We start from the raw sequence: 17,557 nt of genomic DNA, 5'->3' as shown, positions 1-17,557 counted from the left end.
TTCACCTTGTTTAAAGGGAATGATAACGGTATTATTTTACATAAAAAGGAGAATGCCCATGTGCGGAAGATACACTTTATTCTCAGAGTATGCAGATCTTGTAGACCGATTTCATATCGGCGCAGCCATTGAAGAAGATGAATATGTATATAGCTACAACATTGCTCCTTCACACGAGGTCCTGTCCGTGATTAATGACGGGACTCAAAATCGAATGGGGTTCTTAAAGTGGGGACTCATCCCTCCTTTTGCAAAGGATGAAAAAATCGGATATAAAACCATCAATGCCAGAGCAGAAACATTAGCGGATAAACCAAGCTTCAGAAATGCTTTCAGAAAAAAAAGATGCCTTGTACTGGCAGATTCGTTCTATGAATGGAAACGCCAGGAAGGCGGGAAAACCCCGATGAGAATTAAAATGAAAACAGGTGAACCCTTCGGTATGGCTGGGTTATGGGAATCATGGAAATCGCCAAATGGCAAAACCATCTATTCCTGCACGGTTATCACAACCGAACCAAATGAACTGATGAGCTCCATTCACGACAGAATGCCGGTCATCCTGAAGCCTGAAGACGAAGAAAGATGGCTCGACCCCTCCATTCATGATCCAGACGATCTGCGTCCGATCTTGAAACCCTTCGACGAGACGCAAATGGAGGCATTTGAAGTATCGTCTGAAGTAAATTCTCCTAAAAATAATGGAGTACATTTGATTCGGGAGATTTGTTAATAATGGCGGTCTTCAAAATCGTACCCTGCTAAACCGTTTAACGGTATTGGAGGGTAAGGAAGCGTCCGAATCGTAATCGATTGAGGAAATTAAACTCCACTCAAGTAAAACAAAAGTCAGCCAAACATCAAAAAAACCAGCTCCTGAGGTAGGAACTGGTTTTATATGTTTAAAGAAAGAAGCCACAATTGCCGTAACTTACGTAAGAAAGTTTTAAACCACCACTTCTCAAAGTGGGTGTTTGCAGCAGCTTTCCTGTCTTCCTCTGCAAATGGAGGCATGACATTTCAGATGCGATATAAAACTCCCTATTACAGCTTAAAGGTTAAAACTTAATTATCATTACGTACAATGCAGCTTGTAGTAGTATATTACATCATTATGCTGCAGCGGTCAACCGGAAAGTTTCATTGCCCAAATAAAACTTAACAGCAGTTTTTGGCTTATTTACCAGGAGTCTTCTTGCATCCCGGGATTATAGATCCACCGCTCCAGATGCAGGTGATAATCACTGATAAAAGAAATGCCTTCATCTTCTAATAATTTTTTCTGCAGTCTGCCGGATTCTGTCTCCTTCATGCCGATTTCCCCTTTGGAATTGATAACACGATGCCATGGGAGCTGATGCTTTTCACTCATCGAATGAAGAATGCGGACAACCTGCCGCGCTCCTCTGGGCTGGCCCGCGCACCTGGCAACTTGTCCATATGTCATCACTTTTCCGGCAGGTATCGATTTTATAATAAATACCGCTCTTTGCGTAAAGGTCTCCATACATAATCCCCCTGTGTACTGATTTTCTTATATGATAAACTAAACACAAAATACATTTCACTAAAAACAGAGAGGGTGCTGATCATGGCGAAAAAAATCCAGATACCATCAAATCTCTTAACCCATCACTATATTCAGAACGAAAAGTCCGAAGTGAAGATTGTTACACCTGAATATGAACTGAATCCAGATGATTATTTTTCTGAAGAACTGTCAAAAGCATTTAAAACAGAAGCGATGGAGCTTTTTTATTCATATGTACGCAAAGCAAACCGCACTGACGGCGAGAATGAATTTGAATTTAGGTAAAAGCATGTTGTCCCGCCTCGTTTCGAGTTATAATAGAACCAAGGTCGAATCTCTATGAAATAGGATGGTGACTATATGAAAAACCGTGACAAGCGTCAAAAACGCAAGCGTGACATGCTGAAGGATTATATTAAAAGCAGGTTAAAGAATTTAAAGCCAAAAACGAGCAAGTCACCCGTATCAAATCACCAATCGGGGCGCAAATAATAAATAATCATTTTTTATTAGGTTATCCTGCTTACCTGTGCTAAAATGAAAGCAACCATTTAACAAAGCTTGTAACATGATACCTCCCCCCGCTCAGTGAATTTGAGCGGGGGTTTTTATTTTTTTGCGGACTGAGGCTCCGCTCTTAAATGTTGGCACCTCGATCCTCAAGTTCGGGCTTCAAAGCCGATTTTGCACCTCGAAATCGTACCTCGCTTACCACCCTCTTTGATCATTTAGCTATACTTTCACCTTTCATTATTTCCAAGTTTCTGCTGCAAGTAGCTGCACATTGAATGCCGTTAACACCATCTATTACTAAAAAACACACAAAAAAACAGCCTCTATAAAAGAGACTGTTTTATATGTCAGCTTAAAATTAAGCTTTTTGAACGTTAGTTGCTTGAGGTCCACGTTGACCTTGCTCTACGTCAAATGTAACTGCTTGGCCTTCGTCTAAAGATTTGAAACCTTCGCCTTGAATAGCTGAGAAATGAACGAATACGTCTTCTCCGCCTTCGCGCTCGATGAATCCGAATCCTTTTTCTGCGTTAAACCATTTTACTGTACCTTGTTCCATTGTTGTTGCCTCCTCGTATGCTTTAGCATACATTGTGTTACTATCCTTGCTCTCATTGATAACAAAAGGTGAAAAGTTTTAGCACTTGTTCTTTCCTTGCGTACCGAACAAAAATAATTCTTAATAAATATAACATGGATTATTTTAAAAAGCAAATTATGCTCGAAAATAATTTCGGTTTTTATCAGCGATTGTCGATTTTCTCCGGATACATATCATGATTCATCATGCGGTGCTCTGCCATTTGTTCGTATTTTGTGCCTGGTTTTCCGTAGTTTGTATACGGGTCGATTGATATTCCGCCGCGCGGAGTGAACTTGCCCCATACTTCGATATATCTTGGGTCCATTAGTTCAATCAGATCGTTCATGATGATGTTCATGCAGTCTTCATGGAAGTCTCCGTGATTGCGGAAGCTGAATAAATAAAGCTTCAATGATTTGCTTTCCACCATTTTTTTTTCAGGGATATAGCTGATATAAATAGTTGCAAAGTCAGGCTGTCCTGTTTTTGGACAGAGGCTTGTGAATTCCGGGCAATTAAACTTTACAAAGTAATCGCGATTTTCGTGTTTGTTATCAAATGATTCTAAAATGTCAGGGCTGTATTCGAATAAATAATTTGTTCCCTGATTGCCAAGCAATGTTACATCGGTTAATTCTGAATCTTGTCTTCCAGCCATAATCAGCCTTCCTTTCATAGTTAAACTCCTCTTTTGTTTCCCCATACAAGGGTGTGCAGCTGCGGCAGTACGCGCGCATTATTTAAGCCTTCTTCTGATACAGCCCGGTCAATCAGCCACTCGTACCTTGTAAGCAAATGAGAAATTAACTTTCCATCATCCGGTTCGTGAACCAGATCATTTCCTACCTGGAGGTAAAATGGGATTTCCGGGTATTTGAGGTGTACCATTTTTGCAAACTCCAGATCCTGCTCATCAAAGACAACTACTTTTAAACTTGCATGATACAGACGGTTTTTTTCCGTTAAATAGAAAATAATTTCATCTAATTTAGTGAAGTCTGTCTTCATGCCTGAGCTTGGCGGCTTTGGAGAAATCGTTAAATCATCAATTTGATCAAACCAGGGCTGCAGACGGCTGCCCTGTGTTTCAATCGCCACTTTTACGTTCTTTTCGTGAAGAAGATCAATCAGTTCATTCAGGTTCCCAAGTAAAGCAGGATTTCCTCCTGAAATGGTCACGTGTGAAAAATGGCTTCCGCCAAGTTCGAACAGCTCTGTCCAAATTTCTTCAGCTGTTAGTTGTCTAATGTCGTCTTTAGCTGATCCATCCCATGTGAAAGCAGAGTCACACCAGCTGCAGGAATAATCACATCCTGCTGTACGGACAAACATTGTTTTTTGGCCGATGACCATCCCTTCACCCTGAATTGTCGGGCCGAAGATTTCTAATACAGGAAACTTCTTCATCCGTTTTTCACCTGCTTGGGACGGTACATCACATAGCTTGTAGGTGTTTCGCGGACGAAAACACCGACACATTTGGGATTGTGTCCAAGTGTATCCAAATGCTGCTGAATGATTTCATAAATCGTACGTGCCACTACTTCAGTAGTAGGGAATTTATTTGGATCTTTATCATCAAATACTTCATTTTCATTGAGAATCGTATGGTCAAAGCGGTCGTGCACGAGCTGCTTGATATGGGCAAAATTAATGAGGAACCCGGACTGATCAAGCTCATCGCCAGCAACCGTTACATTTATAAAATACGTATGCCCGTGCAGACGGCGGCATTTGCCCGCTTCATCATTTGGCACATAGTGAGCCGCAGATATCTGCATATCCTTGTTCAGCTCATAAGAATACGGGTGGAGAGTTTGCGGGTACATTTGCTGAATCAATGCGATCCTCCTCCTTTTGCGGACAAATATTCATCAAGGCCTTTTTTCCTTAAGTGACATGCTGGACATTCTCCGCAGCCTTCTGCGATAATACCGTTGTAGCATGTGAGCGTTCTTTCTCTTACATAGTCCAGTGCACCAAGTTCATCTGCAAGCTTCCATGTTTCGGCTTTATCGATCCACATAAGCGGTGTATGAATGACAAATTGATCATCCATCGCTAAATTGATGGTGACGTTGCATGATTTCACAAACACATCGCGGCAATCCGGATATCCGCTGAAATCTGTTTCACAGACTCCTGTCACGATATGTTTTGCACCGATTTGTTTCGCAAGCACAGATGCAAACGTCAAGAACAGAAGATTTCTGCCTGGTACAAAGGTTGAAGGAAGTTCGCCTTCCTTATGTTCAATTTCAATATCATCTCTTGTAAGAGCATTAGGTGCAAGCTGATTTAAGAGTGACATATCCAAAAGATGGTGTCTTACTCCAAGATCATCTGCAATCGCTTCAGCCACTTCTATTTCAAGCTTGTGGCGCTGATTATAATTAAATGTAACCACTTCAACTTCTTTAAATTGCTTCATGGCCCAGAATAAGCAGGTTGTGCTGTCCTGGCCGCCGCTGAAGACAACGAGCGCTTTATCGTTTTTCATCTATATGTCCTCCTCATTCGAAGAGAGCATTCTTTCACAACCCCGATTTAAAAATCGGCATAAGAAAAGACACCCTGAACTTTTTCAGAAGTGTCTAGCATGTAAATCCCCAACTAAAAAACTATACCTCACTTGGATACAGTTCATACTTAGTTTTTTATAGAGGGTTGTGCTAGAACCTCTCCCGCACAAACTGCACGGAATTTATCAATATTTTTACCGTTCATACTATACCACGAACGGCCAGACACTTCAATCTATTTTATACAGGGGGACAGCTCATGCCTATTAAACCGATTCTCGTCAAAGTGAAATCGAATTTTTGGATCACACCGGCAATCTACGCAGTTCTTTTTTTCATTCTTGCAGTACTGAGTATGACAGGAGACAGATATCTTGCAGAAAACGGTTATTATAAGCATATTCCATCTGTCTTTTTAACAGATAAGGAACTTGCTCATACCATTCTCAGCGCTACTTCGACTTCGCTTTTAACGATGACGACGATTACGTTTTCATCAGTGCTTGTCGTACTGACAACCTTCCTGGCTAATTTTTCGCCGCGGACGATGCACAATTTCAACTCAGATTCCAAAATCCAGCGGGTGCTTGGAGTTTTTATCGGGGGCTACATTTATTCCCTCGTCCTGCTAAATCAAGTGAGGGAAAATGAGACAAGCAACGATTTTATCGTACCGACCCTGGCGATCATCGTCGCCTTTATATGTGTTGGCATGTTCGTTTTTCTCATCCACCATATGACCGAATGGATAAAAGTCGGCAACGTAATCTCCAATATCACAAAAGAAACCCTATCATCTATAGAAGACAAAAAAAGAACAGACAATCCAGAAGAAGATTTTTCATTAGATAAAGAAAAAACATTTGAAGTAAAAAGCAGGTATGAAGGCTACATTCAGGATATTGCCCTTTCAGAACTGATTGACTTTGCGGAAAAAGAGCAGCTTGTCATCTCGTTTACAAAAGATCAGGGGGATTATGTCGATGTGGATACACCTTTGCTGCTGGTCTCATCAGAAAGTGAGTCTTTAGATGAGGATGAAATTCTTAAATTTATCACCTTTAACACAGATCATGAGTCCAAGCATGATATTGAGTTCGGCATCCAAAAAATTGCCGAGATTGCGCTTAGAGGAATTGCTCCCGGGAAAAATGACCCTGAGACTGCGATTGCATGTATGGAACACCTGGCCCAGATTTTGACGAAGATCGGAAAAAATCATTCCCCTTCTCCTTATCATCGTGACAGCAAAAATCAAATCAGGATTGTTCTGCCTAAACCAACATTTACCGACTACTTATATGAAAGTTTTTATCAGATCCGTCACTACGGAAAAGAGGATGTCTCCGTAATGGCTTCTGTGCTGAAAGCATTAATATTGGTAGCAGAAACGAACCGGAATGAAATCAAACAAGAGGTTTGGGAGTTTTCAGCCTACATTTATGAAGGAATTAAACAGCAAGAATGGCTCAGCCTTGATAAAACCATGTTAAATAAACAGCTGAAAAAGCTTGCGAACGCATGCGGTAAAGAAGAAACAGAACGGATATTGTAAGAAAAGCGCAGCCGCCCGGTTAGCTCCGACAGACAGAAAAGAATTCGAAAGTATTGGCGAAATGTACCAATACTTTCGAATCCTTTCTGGCCGAGGAGCCCGAGCGATTCCGCTCGCCATCGAAGCGCTAAATTTTATACTTTCATTTTGTAAGCGAAAAGAAGGAATCCGCCACATTCGGATTCCTTTTTTTCGGCCTATTTTTTATTATTTTGAGTGCCTTCCTGCTCGAGCTCTTTAAAAGGCTTTACTTTGCCATGCTCATTTTGTGATTCTTTGCGGATGTCCCATTGTCTCTGCTTTTGGCCTTTTGATTGAGTCATATTAACGGTCTCCTTTAATTATGAGATTCAGGTTTATTTTATCCTCAGACGCAGATTTTTACGCAAAAAAAGATGCTGGAAAAAGCATCTCATTGTGTGGCAGCGATTCCCTTCTGAAGAAGCGGGGAACTATCCTCCTTTTTTTTTCGGGTCATTTCGAGATAGCGGATATGATGGTTTTCCATGTCCTTCACTTTAAATGTAAAGGATCCGAATTCAACCAGTTCCCCTTTTTTTATATCGTATTTCTCAGTCAGCAGCCATCCGCCGATTGTATCTACATCTGTGTCTTCCATTTCAAGTCCGAATAAATCGTTCAGTTCGCTTATTAATACCTTTCCATCGATCACATATTGATCATCCGTGATTTTTTGGACAAGCGGCACTTCATCAGCATCAAATTCATCCCTGATTTCGCCTACGATTTCCTCTAATATATCTTCAACTGTTACAAGTCCTGCGGTTCCTCCGTATTCATCAATCAGAATGGCCATATGAATGTGCTCTTTTTGCATTTTCAGCAGAAGTTCTTGAATCGGCACGGAATCGATAACTTGAATAACAGGCCTAATATACGTTTTCAATGAAAAATGATCCGTTTGTTTTGATTGAAATAAGTCCGTAAAAATTTCTTTTATATTCACCATTCCGATGATATGGTCTTTATCGCCGTCAACAACGGGATATCTTGTATATTTTTCACTTTTGATAATCTTCAAATGCGACTGCAGCGTCTCTTCAATTTCAAGCGAGACAATTTGCGTGCGGGGCACCATAATTTCTTTCGCTATGCGGTCATCAAATTTAAAGATTTTATTCACATATTTGTATTCAGATTGATTGATCTCTCCGCTCTCATAGCTTTCAGACAGGAGAATTCTCAGTTCTTCCTCACTGTGTGCAAGCTCATGCTCTGAGACCTGCTTCATTCCAAAAAAGCTCGTCAGGAGCCGTGCAGAGCCATTTAATATCCAAATGACTGGATACATGAGACGGTAAAAAGCCATTAACGGCTTTGAAAAGGTAAGCGTAATTCGCTCTGCTTTTTGAATCGCTACTGTTTTTGGCGCAAGCTCCCCCACCACTACGTGCAGAAATGTGATAATGGCAAAAGCAATGGCAACTGACAAAAATTGAACACCTGAACTCGGCATGTCAAACCTTTCAAAAACTGGATGCAGCAGTCTTCCAATTGCCGGTTCCCCAAGCCACCCGAGCCCGAGTGCTGTAATGGTGATCCCTAGCTGGCAAGCTGATAAATATTCATCCAGGTTATCCGTTACTTTTTTCGCTGATAATGCCTGTTTATTTCCTTCTTCAATCAGCTGATTAATGCGGGAACTTCGAATTTTTACAATTGCGAACTCCGATGCTACAAAAAAAGCAGTGGCAGCAATTAAAATCGCAATAATGAACAAATTCACTATGTCCAAATAAATTCCCTCTTCCGCCTGAGACAGAAAAGGAGTCACCTCCTGAAAAATTTCAATCTATTAGGCATACGATGGTGCAAAACCTCCTATGAAAAGTTAATACCCCATCTCATCACCTCTTTAGAAGATATAAAAAATTCAGATAATATTAAAAACATCATAATATGAACAACTTCAGCAGTCAAACAGGAAAAATGCCAGTTTTCTTCATAATTATGATGATAATCAAGCCTTTATGTTTAAATTGTTTGATTATTCTTACTTTTTCATTGTTTTATTATGATCATGATGAGGGGTTTTGCGGACCATCATTAATACCAGAAAAATGATGCTCATATAGCCAAAGATCGGATAGAGAAAGGCAATCAGAGAGCTGTAGCCAATTTGACTGACGAAAAAAGCTCCGCTCAGCAGGATGAGGATAATGATCATCCTCGGGATTGGAATCACCCGCACCAAATGGCGTTCAAGACCGAATAAATTACCGATGACTGACGTGAAAACTTCCCCGTAAATGACCATTATATATATGAAGAAGAAGGAAAAAACAGAGGCTTTCATCACTTCAGCCATTGGGATATCGTACGTCATCACATCAGGAAGCGTAGACAGAGCAAAATGGCTGCTGAGCAATATAAATGTGAGGGTTGCCCCGCCAACGATCCCCCCCCACTTCACAACACTCTCATCTTCAATCTCCTGAGCAAGGGGAACCAAAACGGCCTCAGCCATCGCAAGATTAAAAGCCGCATAGGAAATCGCTGAAATGATCCATTTAAACGATGGAGCATGGTGCAGCTGATAAGATGAAAACGTATGAGCATCAAATGATGATGCCGCCACAAGCACACTGAAGAGAATTAAAAGCGGCACGACAATAATATTGACGCTAAACAGCCCTTTGGAACCGAATGACATGGCGATCATTGTAAGCAGTATGGTCAGAAGAACGCCAAACTGCCTTGAATATTCGAGCTGCTCCTCAAAAATAGCCCCGGCACCAGACAGCATAACGGATGTTACTCCGAATAAGACAATCAGCATAAAAATATTAATAATAAATCCAAACGACTTTCCAAATAGAAACAGATTAAAATCCTGGTACGATTTTGCCCCGATCCGCTTTGAAATGATCATCACCTTTGCACCAAGATGCATAAAAAAATACCCGCATATTAAAATACCGAGTATGCCAAACAGGCCAAACTGCGTGAAAAATTCTACAATCTCCCGTCCAGTTGCAAAGCCAGCCCCGACAACCGTTCCGACATATACAGCTGCGATTTGAACAACCTGAAACCATCGATTCTTCATCTTCTACCCCCGTTACGATGAATGCGTTAGCTGAACTCTTACCATGTATATGAGACAAGATGTTAAGAAAGAAGTACAACCTGAATGCGGTTCAATCGGGTTTGCAGTAAAAAATTTGTCAGTAGTGTTGCATTCAATAGAATTTAAATATTAATAAGATTATGAGGGACCTATCTGGTGTTGGAGCCTTGATTAAGTACCGCATATACGGTTTTAAAGCACTTACCTTGTATTGGAGCATACAGTAAGTGCTGCATATACGGTTTTAAAGCACTTACCTCGTGTTGGAGCTTATAGTAAGTGCTGCATATACGGTTTTGAAGCACTTACTTCGTGTTGAAGCTTATAGTAAGTGCTGCATATACGGTTTTGAAGCACTTACTTCGTGACGAAGCCCACATTTAGTGCAGCAAACTTGGTTATGCAGCACACTTACCTCGTGACGAAACCCACATTTAGTGCTGCAAACTTGGTTATGTTGCACTTATCCAGTGTCGGAGCCCAGATAATGTGCTGCCTATGCGGTTCTGAAGCAAAATAGATCGTAGGTCACCTTTATTGTAGTATTTACCTTTAAGCACTGATCCTAGCGTTGAAGCAGATCAGATTATCACCTGGTGAAAAGGTACCAAAAAAAATTTTAAGCAAAATACTTGAAAGTCAAATAAGGTCAAACTATAATATGAATCAAGATCATCCTATGAGGTGATTTTTTACTAACTTAATTAGTCAAAGATAGTCAAGATCAAATTATTTATCAGGAGGTTTTCACTATGCTATGTCAACATTGTCAAGCTAAGAAAGCATCTGTTCATTTAACTCTTCAAATTAATCAGGAGCGTCACCAAGTAATGATTTGCTCTGATTGTTATGCACGATATAGAAGCTCTGTTCCAAGCGGAGGATTTGGTCCAGTACCTCCTTCACAACCGTTTCAGCAAGGAAATGCAGAAGGTCAAATCCAAAAACAAGGCGGCAATGGTCTTCTTGACCAGCTTGGCCGCAACTTAACGCAGGCGGCAAAAGCGGGAGTCATTGATCCTGTTATCGGCAGAGATGCAGAGGTCGAACGATTAATTGAAATTTTGAACAGAAGAAACAAAAATAACCCCGTTCTAATCGGTGAACCGGGTGTCGGTAAAACAGCTGTAGTTGAAGGCTTTGCACTTAAAATTGCAGAAGGCGATGTGCCTGCCAAGCTGAAAAACAAGGAAGTATACTTGCTTGATGTGGCTTCGCTTGTTGCAAACACAGGCATACGCGGTCAATTCGAAGAAAGAATGAAGCAATTGATTTCTGAGCTTCAGCAAAAGAAAAACATTATCCTATTTATCGATGAAATTCATCTTCTCGTTGGCGCAGGTTCAGCTGAAGGATCAATGGATGCCGGCAATATTTTAAAACCTGCCCTTGCACGCGGCGAGCTGCAGGTTGTCGGTGCGACGACGCTAAAAGAGTACCGACAAATCGAGAAAGATGCAGCGCTTGAACGCCGATTCCAGCCTGTCATGGTGTCTGAACCATCTCTTGATAAAGCCGTTGAAATCTTAAAAGGCATTCAGGATAAATATGAAAAATACCATGAGGTGACATATACCGAAGAAGCCATTAAAGCGACTGTCACATTGTCAAACCGCTACATTCAGGACCGTTTCTTGCCTGATAAAGCGATTGACCTGCTGGATGAAGCCGGTTCGAAAAAGAACCTTCAAGCAGGCGGCGGCGAAGATATCAGCGGACAGTTAGCCGAAATTGCCAGAAAGAAAGCTCAGGCTACAAAGGAAGAAAACTACGAGCTTGCTGCAAAATTGCGCGATGAAGAGGTCAAGCTTGAGAAAATGCAGACACCTGTTAATGCTGTAGTCGATCTTGCAGATATTCAGGCAATCATTGAAAAGAAAACAGGCATTCCAGTCGGCAAGCTGCAGGAAAACGAGCAGGCTCAAATGAAGAACCTTGAGACTAAGCTTTCAGGAAAAGTAATCGGCCAGGACGACGCTGTTAAAAAAGTAGCCAAAGCGATCCGCCGCAGCCGTGCGGGATTGAAATCAAAAGAACGGCCAATTGGATCCTTCCTGTTTGTCGGACCAACAGGTGTCGGTAAAACAGAGCTGACGAAAACACTTGCCTCTGAACTGTTTGGTTCACGCGACTCGCTTATCCGTCTTGATATGAGTGAGTACATGGAGAAGCATTCGATCTCTAAAATCATTGGGTCCCCTCCCGGCTACGTTGGCCATGAGGAAGCTGGACAATTATCCGAAAAAGTCCGCCGGAACCCTTATAGCATTATCCTGCTTGATGAAATTGAAAAAGCACATCCTGATGTGCAGCACATGTTCCTTCAAGTGATGGAAGATGGCAGATTGACAGACAGTCAGGGCCGAACTGTCAGCTTCAAAGATACTGTTATTATCATGACGAGCAACGCCGGCATCGGCCACAAAAAAGTCACAGTCGGATTCGGAAGCAATGAAGCCTTAAACGAAAGTTCTTTATTAGACTCTCTCGGCTCATTCTTTAAACCGGAGTTTCTGAACCGTTTTGACAGCATCATTGAATTCAAATCACTTGAAAAAACGCATCTTCTTGAAATCGTCGACATTATGCTTGATGATCTGAAAGCAACATTGGCTGAGCAGAAAATAACGCTCAGCATCACAGATGATGCAAAAGAAAAAATCGCCGAACTCGGCTATCACCCTGCATTCGGCGCACGTCCGCTCCGCAGAGTGATCCAAGAGCATGTAGAAGATTCCATTGCTGACGTCTTGCTTGACGGCAATGAGATGACAGAACTTGTAGTAAAGCTTTCAAATGATAAGATTTCTGTAGAAGCTAAATAAAATGGAAAAGAGTGCTGACCCCAAGGATCAGTACTCTTTTTTTGCACTAATTTTATATGGATATACAGGATGACTGTACTCAAACTCTGCCTTATCCTCGACTTCAAGAACAATCGGATGAATCTCCGAACCTCTTTGTGTCGGGTACCAATGCCTGCCTTCTTTCACCACCACGACAGAACCGTCACCATTTCCGTGAAAAGCGAACAAATCAGATTCACTCTCAAACTGATTACCCAAAAAAGCTAATTCCCTCCGCATATGTTCAACACTGCCACATGGCAGCCCGACTTCCACGATGTCATGCCATTCTAATAGAAGATCCGGGACCTCCTCCTTTCTTTCAAGCATTTCAAGCACATTGCCTTCCGGATCATGAAAATACGCCTGCTTTCCTTTCCAGTACAGGCTCACTGCCCCATCTTCGCCGGGCAGCAGTAGACTCTCCAATTCCTGAAACATGACATCAAAAAAAGATTCATTCGTTCTAAAGCATAAATGATAATAGGACCGATTCTCAGCTTTAATAAAGGTTAATCTGCTTAAACCTGCTTTTACAGTAAAACGATCCCTTTTATCATCTATCAATCTCAATTTCAGCATATCGGTGTAGAATGTTTTCATTTCTTCAAGATGTTTGCACTCTAACTGTATATGCACAAATTTCATTTTCATTTCCCCTCTCTCCTCTTTATCTTAAAGCACCTCATCAGATTTAGATTCAGTCTTTATACTGAATAACACTCCTTCTTACAGACGAAAAAACCGCCAGCATATGCTTAACGGATTATGTTTAGGGAAGGAAACCTAAAATCACATTATAGTTAGCAATAAAAAGGGCAATAAAAAAGGATGTATAATTAAAGGTTGAATATGGAAATCTATATATGTTTTCAAATTAATTCTAAGGAGGAAACATATTGACAGTAGCAAGCAATATAAAAACAACTTTAGCAGGATTAAAAAGTGCTCAGGCAAGTCTTGAGACTTTTGCTCTTGATACCGAGAACCAGCAAGCCAAACAACTGTATCAAAATGCTGCTCAACAAGCACAGTCTATAGTTGATTCTTTAAGCAATCGATTGCAAGAAATCGAACAAGAAGAGCCGCAATATAAACAATAAGCATTTTTATTTATGAAGAGGATGGTGAATGTCATCCTTTTCCCCTTCTTTTTTACATACAAGCAATGAGGTGATCTCATGAGAAAAATTCAATCAAAGGCTGTTCCGGTACTTATTTTATTTTTAGCCATATATTCATCAGGCTGTAATCAATCAAAAGAGGATGACGAAAAAAAGAAGGATGACACTCCTACTCAAATAGCGTATGAACAAAAAAATCAGTTTCCTTCTCAACAAGCTAAAGAGGATATTCTTTCAATGCCAGAAATTACAGATGTTAAAGCGGTGAATACTGACAAAGAAATGTTTATGGCAGTAAAACCAAAACATTTTGAACGATTTCAGTTAAAAAGTCTCAGAAAGAAAATAAAGAAGCAAGTGAAAAAACAAAACCCGAACATGGACATTCATGTAAGTACGGATCAAAAGATTTTTAACAAGCTTGATGAATTGGAAAGTAAATTAGATGAACCGAAAATGGACACTGAAAAAATAGGGAAAGAACTTAAAAAGATAAAAAAGAAGACTGAGGACGAAGCATAAACTCCAATCAACTTATCTTCTTTGGAAAGGTATTTTAATATGGCAAATAAAAATAAAGAAGTAACACCGGTTCAACAAGAATACCAAAAATTTCAAGCTGAACATGAAACAAAAAGACCTGTGATATCCAATTGCATCAAAGCCTTTTTTGTTGGCGGTTTTATTTGTCTCATAGGCCAGCTTATTTCAATGATGTATATTAACTATTTCGATTTTACAGAACAAAACGCCGGGAATCCTACTGTTGCTACTTTGATCTTTATTTCAATGCTGTTAACAGGGTTTGGCGTCTATGACCGCATGGCCCAGTTTGGAGGAGCTGGAACAGCGGTTCCTGTTACAGGATTCGGTAATTCGGTAATCTCTGCAGCTATTGAACATCGTACAGAAGGTTTCGTGTTAGGAGTTGGAGGCAACATGTTTAAGTTAGCAGGTTCCGTTATTTTATTTGGGGTATTTTCCGCATTTGTAATTGCAATAATTAAAACTCTTTTAATTCAATATGGAGGTTTATAAATGTTAAAAGGACATCGGACATGGATGTTTGAAAATAAACCTGTGATCATTTCAACTGGAACAATTGGAGGTCCTTTTGAAGCAAATGGTCAAATTGCTGAAGATTTTGATCTTCTTCATGAAGATTTATGGCTTGGTCAAGATACTTATGAACAAGCTCAAACCGTATTATTTGAAGAATCCTGTCAAAAAGCAATTGAAAAAGCAGGTCTTCAAAAAGAGGATATTCAATTTATCCTGGCTGGAGACCTTATTAATCAGATTACTTGTACTAGTTTTGCTTGCCGCACATTGGAAGCTCCTTATCTCGGTTTATTCGGTGCTTGTTCCACTTCGATGGAGGGACTTGCGATGGGAGCATTCATCGTGAATGGAAAAGGAGCAAAATACGTATTGACTGGAACAGCAAGCCATAATGCAGCTGTAGAAAAGCAATTTCGCTACCCGACAGAGTACGGCGGACAGAAACCCCCTACTGCACAATGGACGGTTACAGGTGCTGGAAGTGCAATTTTAAGTGACCAGGGTGAAGGTCCATATGTGACTTCTGCCACGATTGGAAAAGTGATCGACATGGGGTTGTCTGATCCATTTAATATGGGAGGAGCAATGGCACCGGCAGCTGTGGACACCATTGAAGCCCATTTAAGAGATCGAAAGATAGATCCTTCCTATTATGATCTTATTGTTACAGGTGACCTAGGTGAAATCGGTCATCATATTGCTCTGGATTTGCTGAATAAACATGGTTTCTCATTTACAAAAGAAAAATTTCAAGATTGCGGGATGATGATTTACCGTGATGGACAGCCTGTATTGGCCGGTGCGAGTGGATGCGGCTGTTCTGCTACGGTTGTTTACGGTCATTTATTAAATCGAATGAAAAAAGGTGAATTTAAAAAAATGCTGGTGGTGGCTACAGGAGCACTTCTTTCTCCCTTGACTTTCCAGCAAAATGAAACGATTCCTTGTATCGCTCATGCGGTTTCTATTGAATACGGAGGAGCTGAGTAGATGGCAATCCTTTTTTGGGCTTTTGTGATTGGCGGAGCTATTTGTGTCATTGGTCAAATTATGTTTGATGTTTTTAAATTGACACCTGCACATACGATGACAACTTTAGTTGTAGCAGGTGCAATTCTTGATGGAATCGGATTATATGAGCCTTTAATAGATTTTGCAGGAGCTGGAGCGACTGTTCCAATCACAAGCTTTGGAAATGCTCTTGTGGATGGAGCCATGGCAGAAGCAGAAAAACACGGCATCATAGGTGTAATTACAGGAATGTTTAAAGTAACGAGTGCAGGTATTTCTGCAGCCATAATATTTGGTTTTATAGGGGCTTTAATGTTTAAACCCAAAGGATAAGGAGGGACAAGAATGACAGTAGCATCGAAAGTTAAACAATGTATGGTAATCCTAAAAGGAGTACAGGCGTCCTTAAGTAACCTGGCACTAAAGTCATCTGACGATCACGCAAAACAAGTTTATCATGAGGGTATGTTAGAAGTAGAAAAGACAATATCAGATTTAAAAGAAAGAATTGGTCAACTTGAATTCGAAGAACCCCAATATAAAGGAAAATAGGTCGTATTTCAAAGGAGTCAATGTATGTTAGATTGGATAGACATTATTATACGTACTTTTACTTTTTTAATTGCTCTGTTTTTATTAACAAAATGGCTAGGTAAAAAACAATTAGCTGAATTGTCTTTTTTTGAATACGTAACTGGGATTACAATCGGAAGTATTGCAGCAGAAGTAACCATGGGGTTAGAACGGAATATCATGCACGGGCTTATCAGCATGACAATTTGGACAATATTTCCAATTATGATTGGTTTTTTTTCCTTAAAAAGCAAAAAAATAAGAGATTTTGTAGAAGGAAAAGCTACAGTAGTCATTAAAGATGGAAAAGTTATGGAAGAAAACTTAAAGAAGGAACGGTATACTACAGATGAATTACTTGAGCAACTAAGAAATAAAAGCATCTTTCAAGTGTCCGATGTTGAATTTGCTGTAATCGAACCAAATGGAGATCTTAGTGTTATGCTAAAAAGAGAAAAACAGCCTCTAACTGCAAATGACCTTCAAATCAAAGTAGCTTCAGTAAAAGAACCTCAAACTATAATTATGGATGGCAACATTTTAGATGAACCCCTCTCCACTCGTGGTTTTAACCGGGGATGGTTAAACGAAGAACTAGAAAAAATAGGCGTATCTGTTGATAATGTTTTTCTTGGTCAAATCGATTCAGACGGACAGTTAACCATCGATCTTTACGATGATCAAATCAATGTGCCTTCTCCACAAGAAAAACCACTGCTCTTAGCCTCCTTAAAAAAATGTCAGGCTGATTTGGAACTATTTTCACTTCAAACAGAATCAAAGGAAGCGAAACAAATGTATTTGAATAATAGTAAACGTGTAGATGATATTCTAAACAAGTTATTGCCAATACTCCAAAATAACTAAAAAACAATACATTTGCAGGTTGATATGATTACTGCCCTGTGAATAGAAAGAAAATGGCATCTGAAGCAATTAATGCCCACTTTCTCCCATTAAAAATAGAAGAAAAAAAGAAAAGTGTATTCACTATACAAAAAACATTAAAAAGCTACTGTATTTATATGAATGAACGTTGATGCAAGTAGGCATACATCGCTGAAGGTTCCAACTATGGCGGTAAAGGCAGATATTAATAGCAAACTATGTACTAAAACTTCAGCTTGTGTAGTTTGCTTTAGCTTT

22 protein-coding genes, 1 other RNA gene and 1 riboswitch are annotated in these 17,557 nt (G+C 40.2%); of the genes, 12 read left to right on the top strand and 11 right to left on the bottom strand.

What is annotated here, in order from left to right; translation table 11 throughout:
• The first annotated feature begins 58 nt into the window (after positions 1-58).
• Entirely contained in the window at positions 59-733 is a 675-nt protein-coding gene (locus GJU41_RS04875; protein ID WP_154318095.1) for an SOS response-associated peptidase, read from the top strand.
• A 175-nt stretch (positions 734-908) separates the two neighbouring features.
• Here GJU41_RS04875 and ssrS read toward each other — a convergent pair.
• A non-coding RNA gene (gene ssrS / locus GJU41_RS04870) (6S RNA) lies at positions 909-1,096 on the bottom strand.
• An 84-nt stretch (positions 1,097-1,180) separates the two neighbouring features.
• Complete coding sequence (locus GJU41_RS04865; protein ID WP_070876223.1) at positions 1,181-1,507, bottom strand: MGMT family protein; 327 nt, start codon at positions 1,505-1,507, stop codon at positions 1,181-1,183.
• A gap of 84 nt (positions 1,508-1,591) precedes the next feature.
• Between GJU41_RS04865 and GJU41_RS04860 the strand changes: the two genes are divergently transcribed.
• Both GJU41_RS04860 and GJU41_RS25170 read left to right on the top strand, forming a co-directional pair.
• The gene (locus tag GJU41_RS04860) at positions 1,592-1,816 is read left to right on the top strand and encodes a hypothetical protein (protein WP_070876228.1); all 225 of its coding nucleotides are present in this window, start codon (positions 1,592-1,594) and stop codon (positions 1,814-1,816) included.
• 75 nt (positions 1,817-1,891) lie between these two features.
• Positions 1,892-2,023: a hypothetical protein gene (locus GJU41_RS25170; protein WP_263596909.1), complete on the top strand. Its 132-nt coding sequence runs from the start codon at positions 1,892-1,894 to the stop codon at positions 2,021-2,023.
• Between the two features lie 379 nt (positions 2,024-2,402).
• Here GJU41_RS25170 and GJU41_RS04855 read toward each other — a convergent pair whose 3' ends face one another.
• From GJU41_RS04855 to queC, 5 genes are all read right to left on the bottom strand, one after another.
• Positions 2,403-2,603 carry a cold-shock protein gene (locus GJU41_RS04855; protein ID WP_070876230.1) on the bottom strand — a complete coding sequence of 67 codons (201 nt, stop codon included), beginning with the start codon at positions 2,601-2,603 and terminating at the stop codon, positions 2,403-2,405.
• A gap of 184 nt (positions 2,604-2,787) precedes the next feature.
• Complete coding sequence (queF, locus tag GJU41_RS04850) at positions 2,788-3,285, bottom strand: preQ(1) synthase (RefSeq protein ID WP_154318325.1); 498 nt, start codon at positions 3,283-3,285, stop codon at positions 2,788-2,790.
• A 20-nt stretch (positions 3,286-3,305) separates the two neighbouring features.
• Positions 3,306-4,034 (bottom strand): 7-carboxy-7-deazaguanine synthase QueE, encoded by a 729-nt coding sequence (queE, locus tag GJU41_RS04845; protein WP_070876232.1) that lies wholly within the window; start codon positions 4,032-4,034, stop codon positions 3,306-3,308.
• Positions 4,031-4,468, bottom strand: coding sequence for a 6-carboxytetrahydropterin synthase QueD (queD, locus tag GJU41_RS04840; protein WP_070876235.1), 438 nt, complete (start codon positions 4,466-4,468; stop codon positions 4,031-4,033). Before queD ends, queE begins: the two co-directional genes overlap by 4 nt.
• The gene (gene queC / locus GJU41_RS04835) at positions 4,465-5,127 is read right to left on the bottom strand and encodes a 7-cyano-7-deazaguanine synthase QueC (RefSeq protein WP_070876237.1); all 663 of its coding nucleotides are present in this window, start codon (positions 5,125-5,127) and stop codon (positions 4,465-4,467) included. Before queC ends, queD begins: the two co-directional genes overlap by 4 nt.
• Positions 5,128-5,270: 143 nt before the next feature.
• A riboswitch (PreQ1 riboswitch) is annotated at positions 5,271-5,315 on the bottom strand.
• A 93-nt stretch (positions 5,316-5,408) separates the two neighbouring features.
• On the opposite strand from queC, the gene GJU41_RS04830 reads away from it, so the two are divergent.
• Positions 5,409-6,704, top strand: coding sequence for a DUF2254 domain-containing protein (locus tag GJU41_RS04830; RefSeq protein WP_083328178.1), 1,296 nt, complete (start codon positions 5,409-5,411; stop codon positions 6,702-6,704).
• A gap of 197 nt (positions 6,705-6,901) precedes the next feature.
• Here GJU41_RS04830 and GJU41_RS24895 read toward each other — a convergent pair whose 3' ends face one another.
• From GJU41_RS24895 to GJU41_RS04820, 3 genes are all read right to left on the bottom strand, one after another.
• Positions 6,902-7,027 (bottom strand): DUF6254 family protein, encoded by a 126-nt coding sequence (locus tag GJU41_RS24895; protein WP_224771363.1) that lies wholly within the window; start codon positions 7,025-7,027, stop codon positions 6,902-6,904.
• Positions 7,028-7,116: 89 nt separating this feature from the next.
• Positions 7,117-8,460: a hemolysin family protein gene (locus tag GJU41_RS04825; RefSeq protein ID WP_070876241.1), complete on the bottom strand. Its 1,344-nt coding sequence runs from the start codon at positions 8,458-8,460 to the stop codon at positions 7,117-7,119.
• Positions 8,461-8,718: 258 nt separating this feature from the next.
• On the bottom strand, positions 8,719-9,774 hold the full coding sequence (locus tag GJU41_RS04820; RefSeq protein ID WP_070876243.1) for a YkvI family membrane protein: 1,056 nt from the start codon (positions 9,772-9,774) through the stop codon (positions 8,719-8,721).
• Positions 9,775-10,547: 773 nt separating this feature from the next.
• On the opposite strand from GJU41_RS04820, the gene GJU41_RS04815 reads away from it, so the two are divergent.
• On the top strand, positions 10,548-12,620 hold the full coding sequence (locus tag GJU41_RS04815) for an ATP-dependent Clp protease ATP-binding subunit (RefSeq protein ID WP_070876245.1): 2,073 nt from the start codon (positions 10,548-10,550) through the stop codon (positions 12,618-12,620).
• Between the two features lie 27 nt (positions 12,621-12,647).
• On the opposite strand, the gene GJU41_RS04810 is transcribed toward GJU41_RS04815, so the two are convergent.
• Positions 12,648-13,295, bottom strand: a complete 648-nt coding sequence (locus GJU41_RS04810) for a VOC family protein (protein WP_070876247.1) — start codon at positions 13,293-13,295, stop codon at positions 12,648-12,650.
• Positions 13,296-13,540: 245 nt separating this feature from the next.
• Between GJU41_RS04810 and GJU41_RS04805 the strand changes: the two genes are divergently transcribed.
• The 7 genes from GJU41_RS04805 (at position 13,541) to GJU41_RS04775 (ending at position 17,278) form a co-directional block, all read left to right on the top strand.
• Positions 13,541-13,744: a DUF1657 domain-containing protein gene (locus GJU41_RS04805; RefSeq protein WP_070876249.1), complete on the top strand. Its 204-nt coding sequence runs from the start codon at positions 13,541-13,543 to the stop codon at positions 13,742-13,744.
• A 78-nt stretch (positions 13,745-13,822) separates the two neighbouring features.
• Positions 13,823-14,287, top strand: a complete 465-nt coding sequence (locus GJU41_RS04800; RefSeq protein WP_070876251.1) for a YhcN/YlaJ family sporulation lipoprotein — start codon at positions 13,823-13,825, stop codon at positions 14,285-14,287.
• A gap of 39 nt (positions 14,288-14,326) precedes the next feature.
• Complete coding sequence (gene spoVAC, locus GJU41_RS04795) at positions 14,327-14,803, top strand: stage V sporulation protein AC (protein ID WP_070876252.1); 477 nt, start codon at positions 14,327-14,329, stop codon at positions 14,801-14,803.
• A complete protein-coding gene (spoVAD, locus tag GJU41_RS04790) occupies positions 14,804-15,817 on the top strand; it encodes a stage V sporulation protein AD (protein ID WP_070876254.1) in 1,014 nt (337 codons plus the stop codon).
• On the top strand, positions 15,818-16,171 hold the full coding sequence (gene spoVAE / locus GJU41_RS04785) for a stage V sporulation protein AE (protein WP_070876256.1): 354 nt from the start codon (positions 15,818-15,820) through the stop codon (positions 16,169-16,171).
• Between the two features lie 12 nt (positions 16,172-16,183).
• Positions 16,184-16,390, top strand: a complete 207-nt coding sequence (locus GJU41_RS04780) for a DUF1657 domain-containing protein (RefSeq protein ID WP_070876258.1) — start codon at positions 16,184-16,186, stop codon at positions 16,388-16,390.
• A gap of 24 nt (positions 16,391-16,414) precedes the next feature.
• Positions 16,415-17,278, top strand: a complete 864-nt coding sequence (locus GJU41_RS04775) for a DUF421 domain-containing protein (RefSeq protein WP_070876260.1) — start codon at positions 16,415-16,417, stop codon at positions 17,276-17,278.
• Positions 17,279-17,557 lie beyond the last annotated feature (279 nt).

The organism is Metabacillus idriensis (assembly GCF_009674765.1).
Lineage (GTDB): Bacteria > Bacillota > Bacilli > Bacillales > Bacillaceae > Bacillus_P > Bacillus_P idriensis.
Note: the sequence above shows the minus strand (reverse complement) of the source record. Positions and strands in the feature narration are given on the sequence as shown.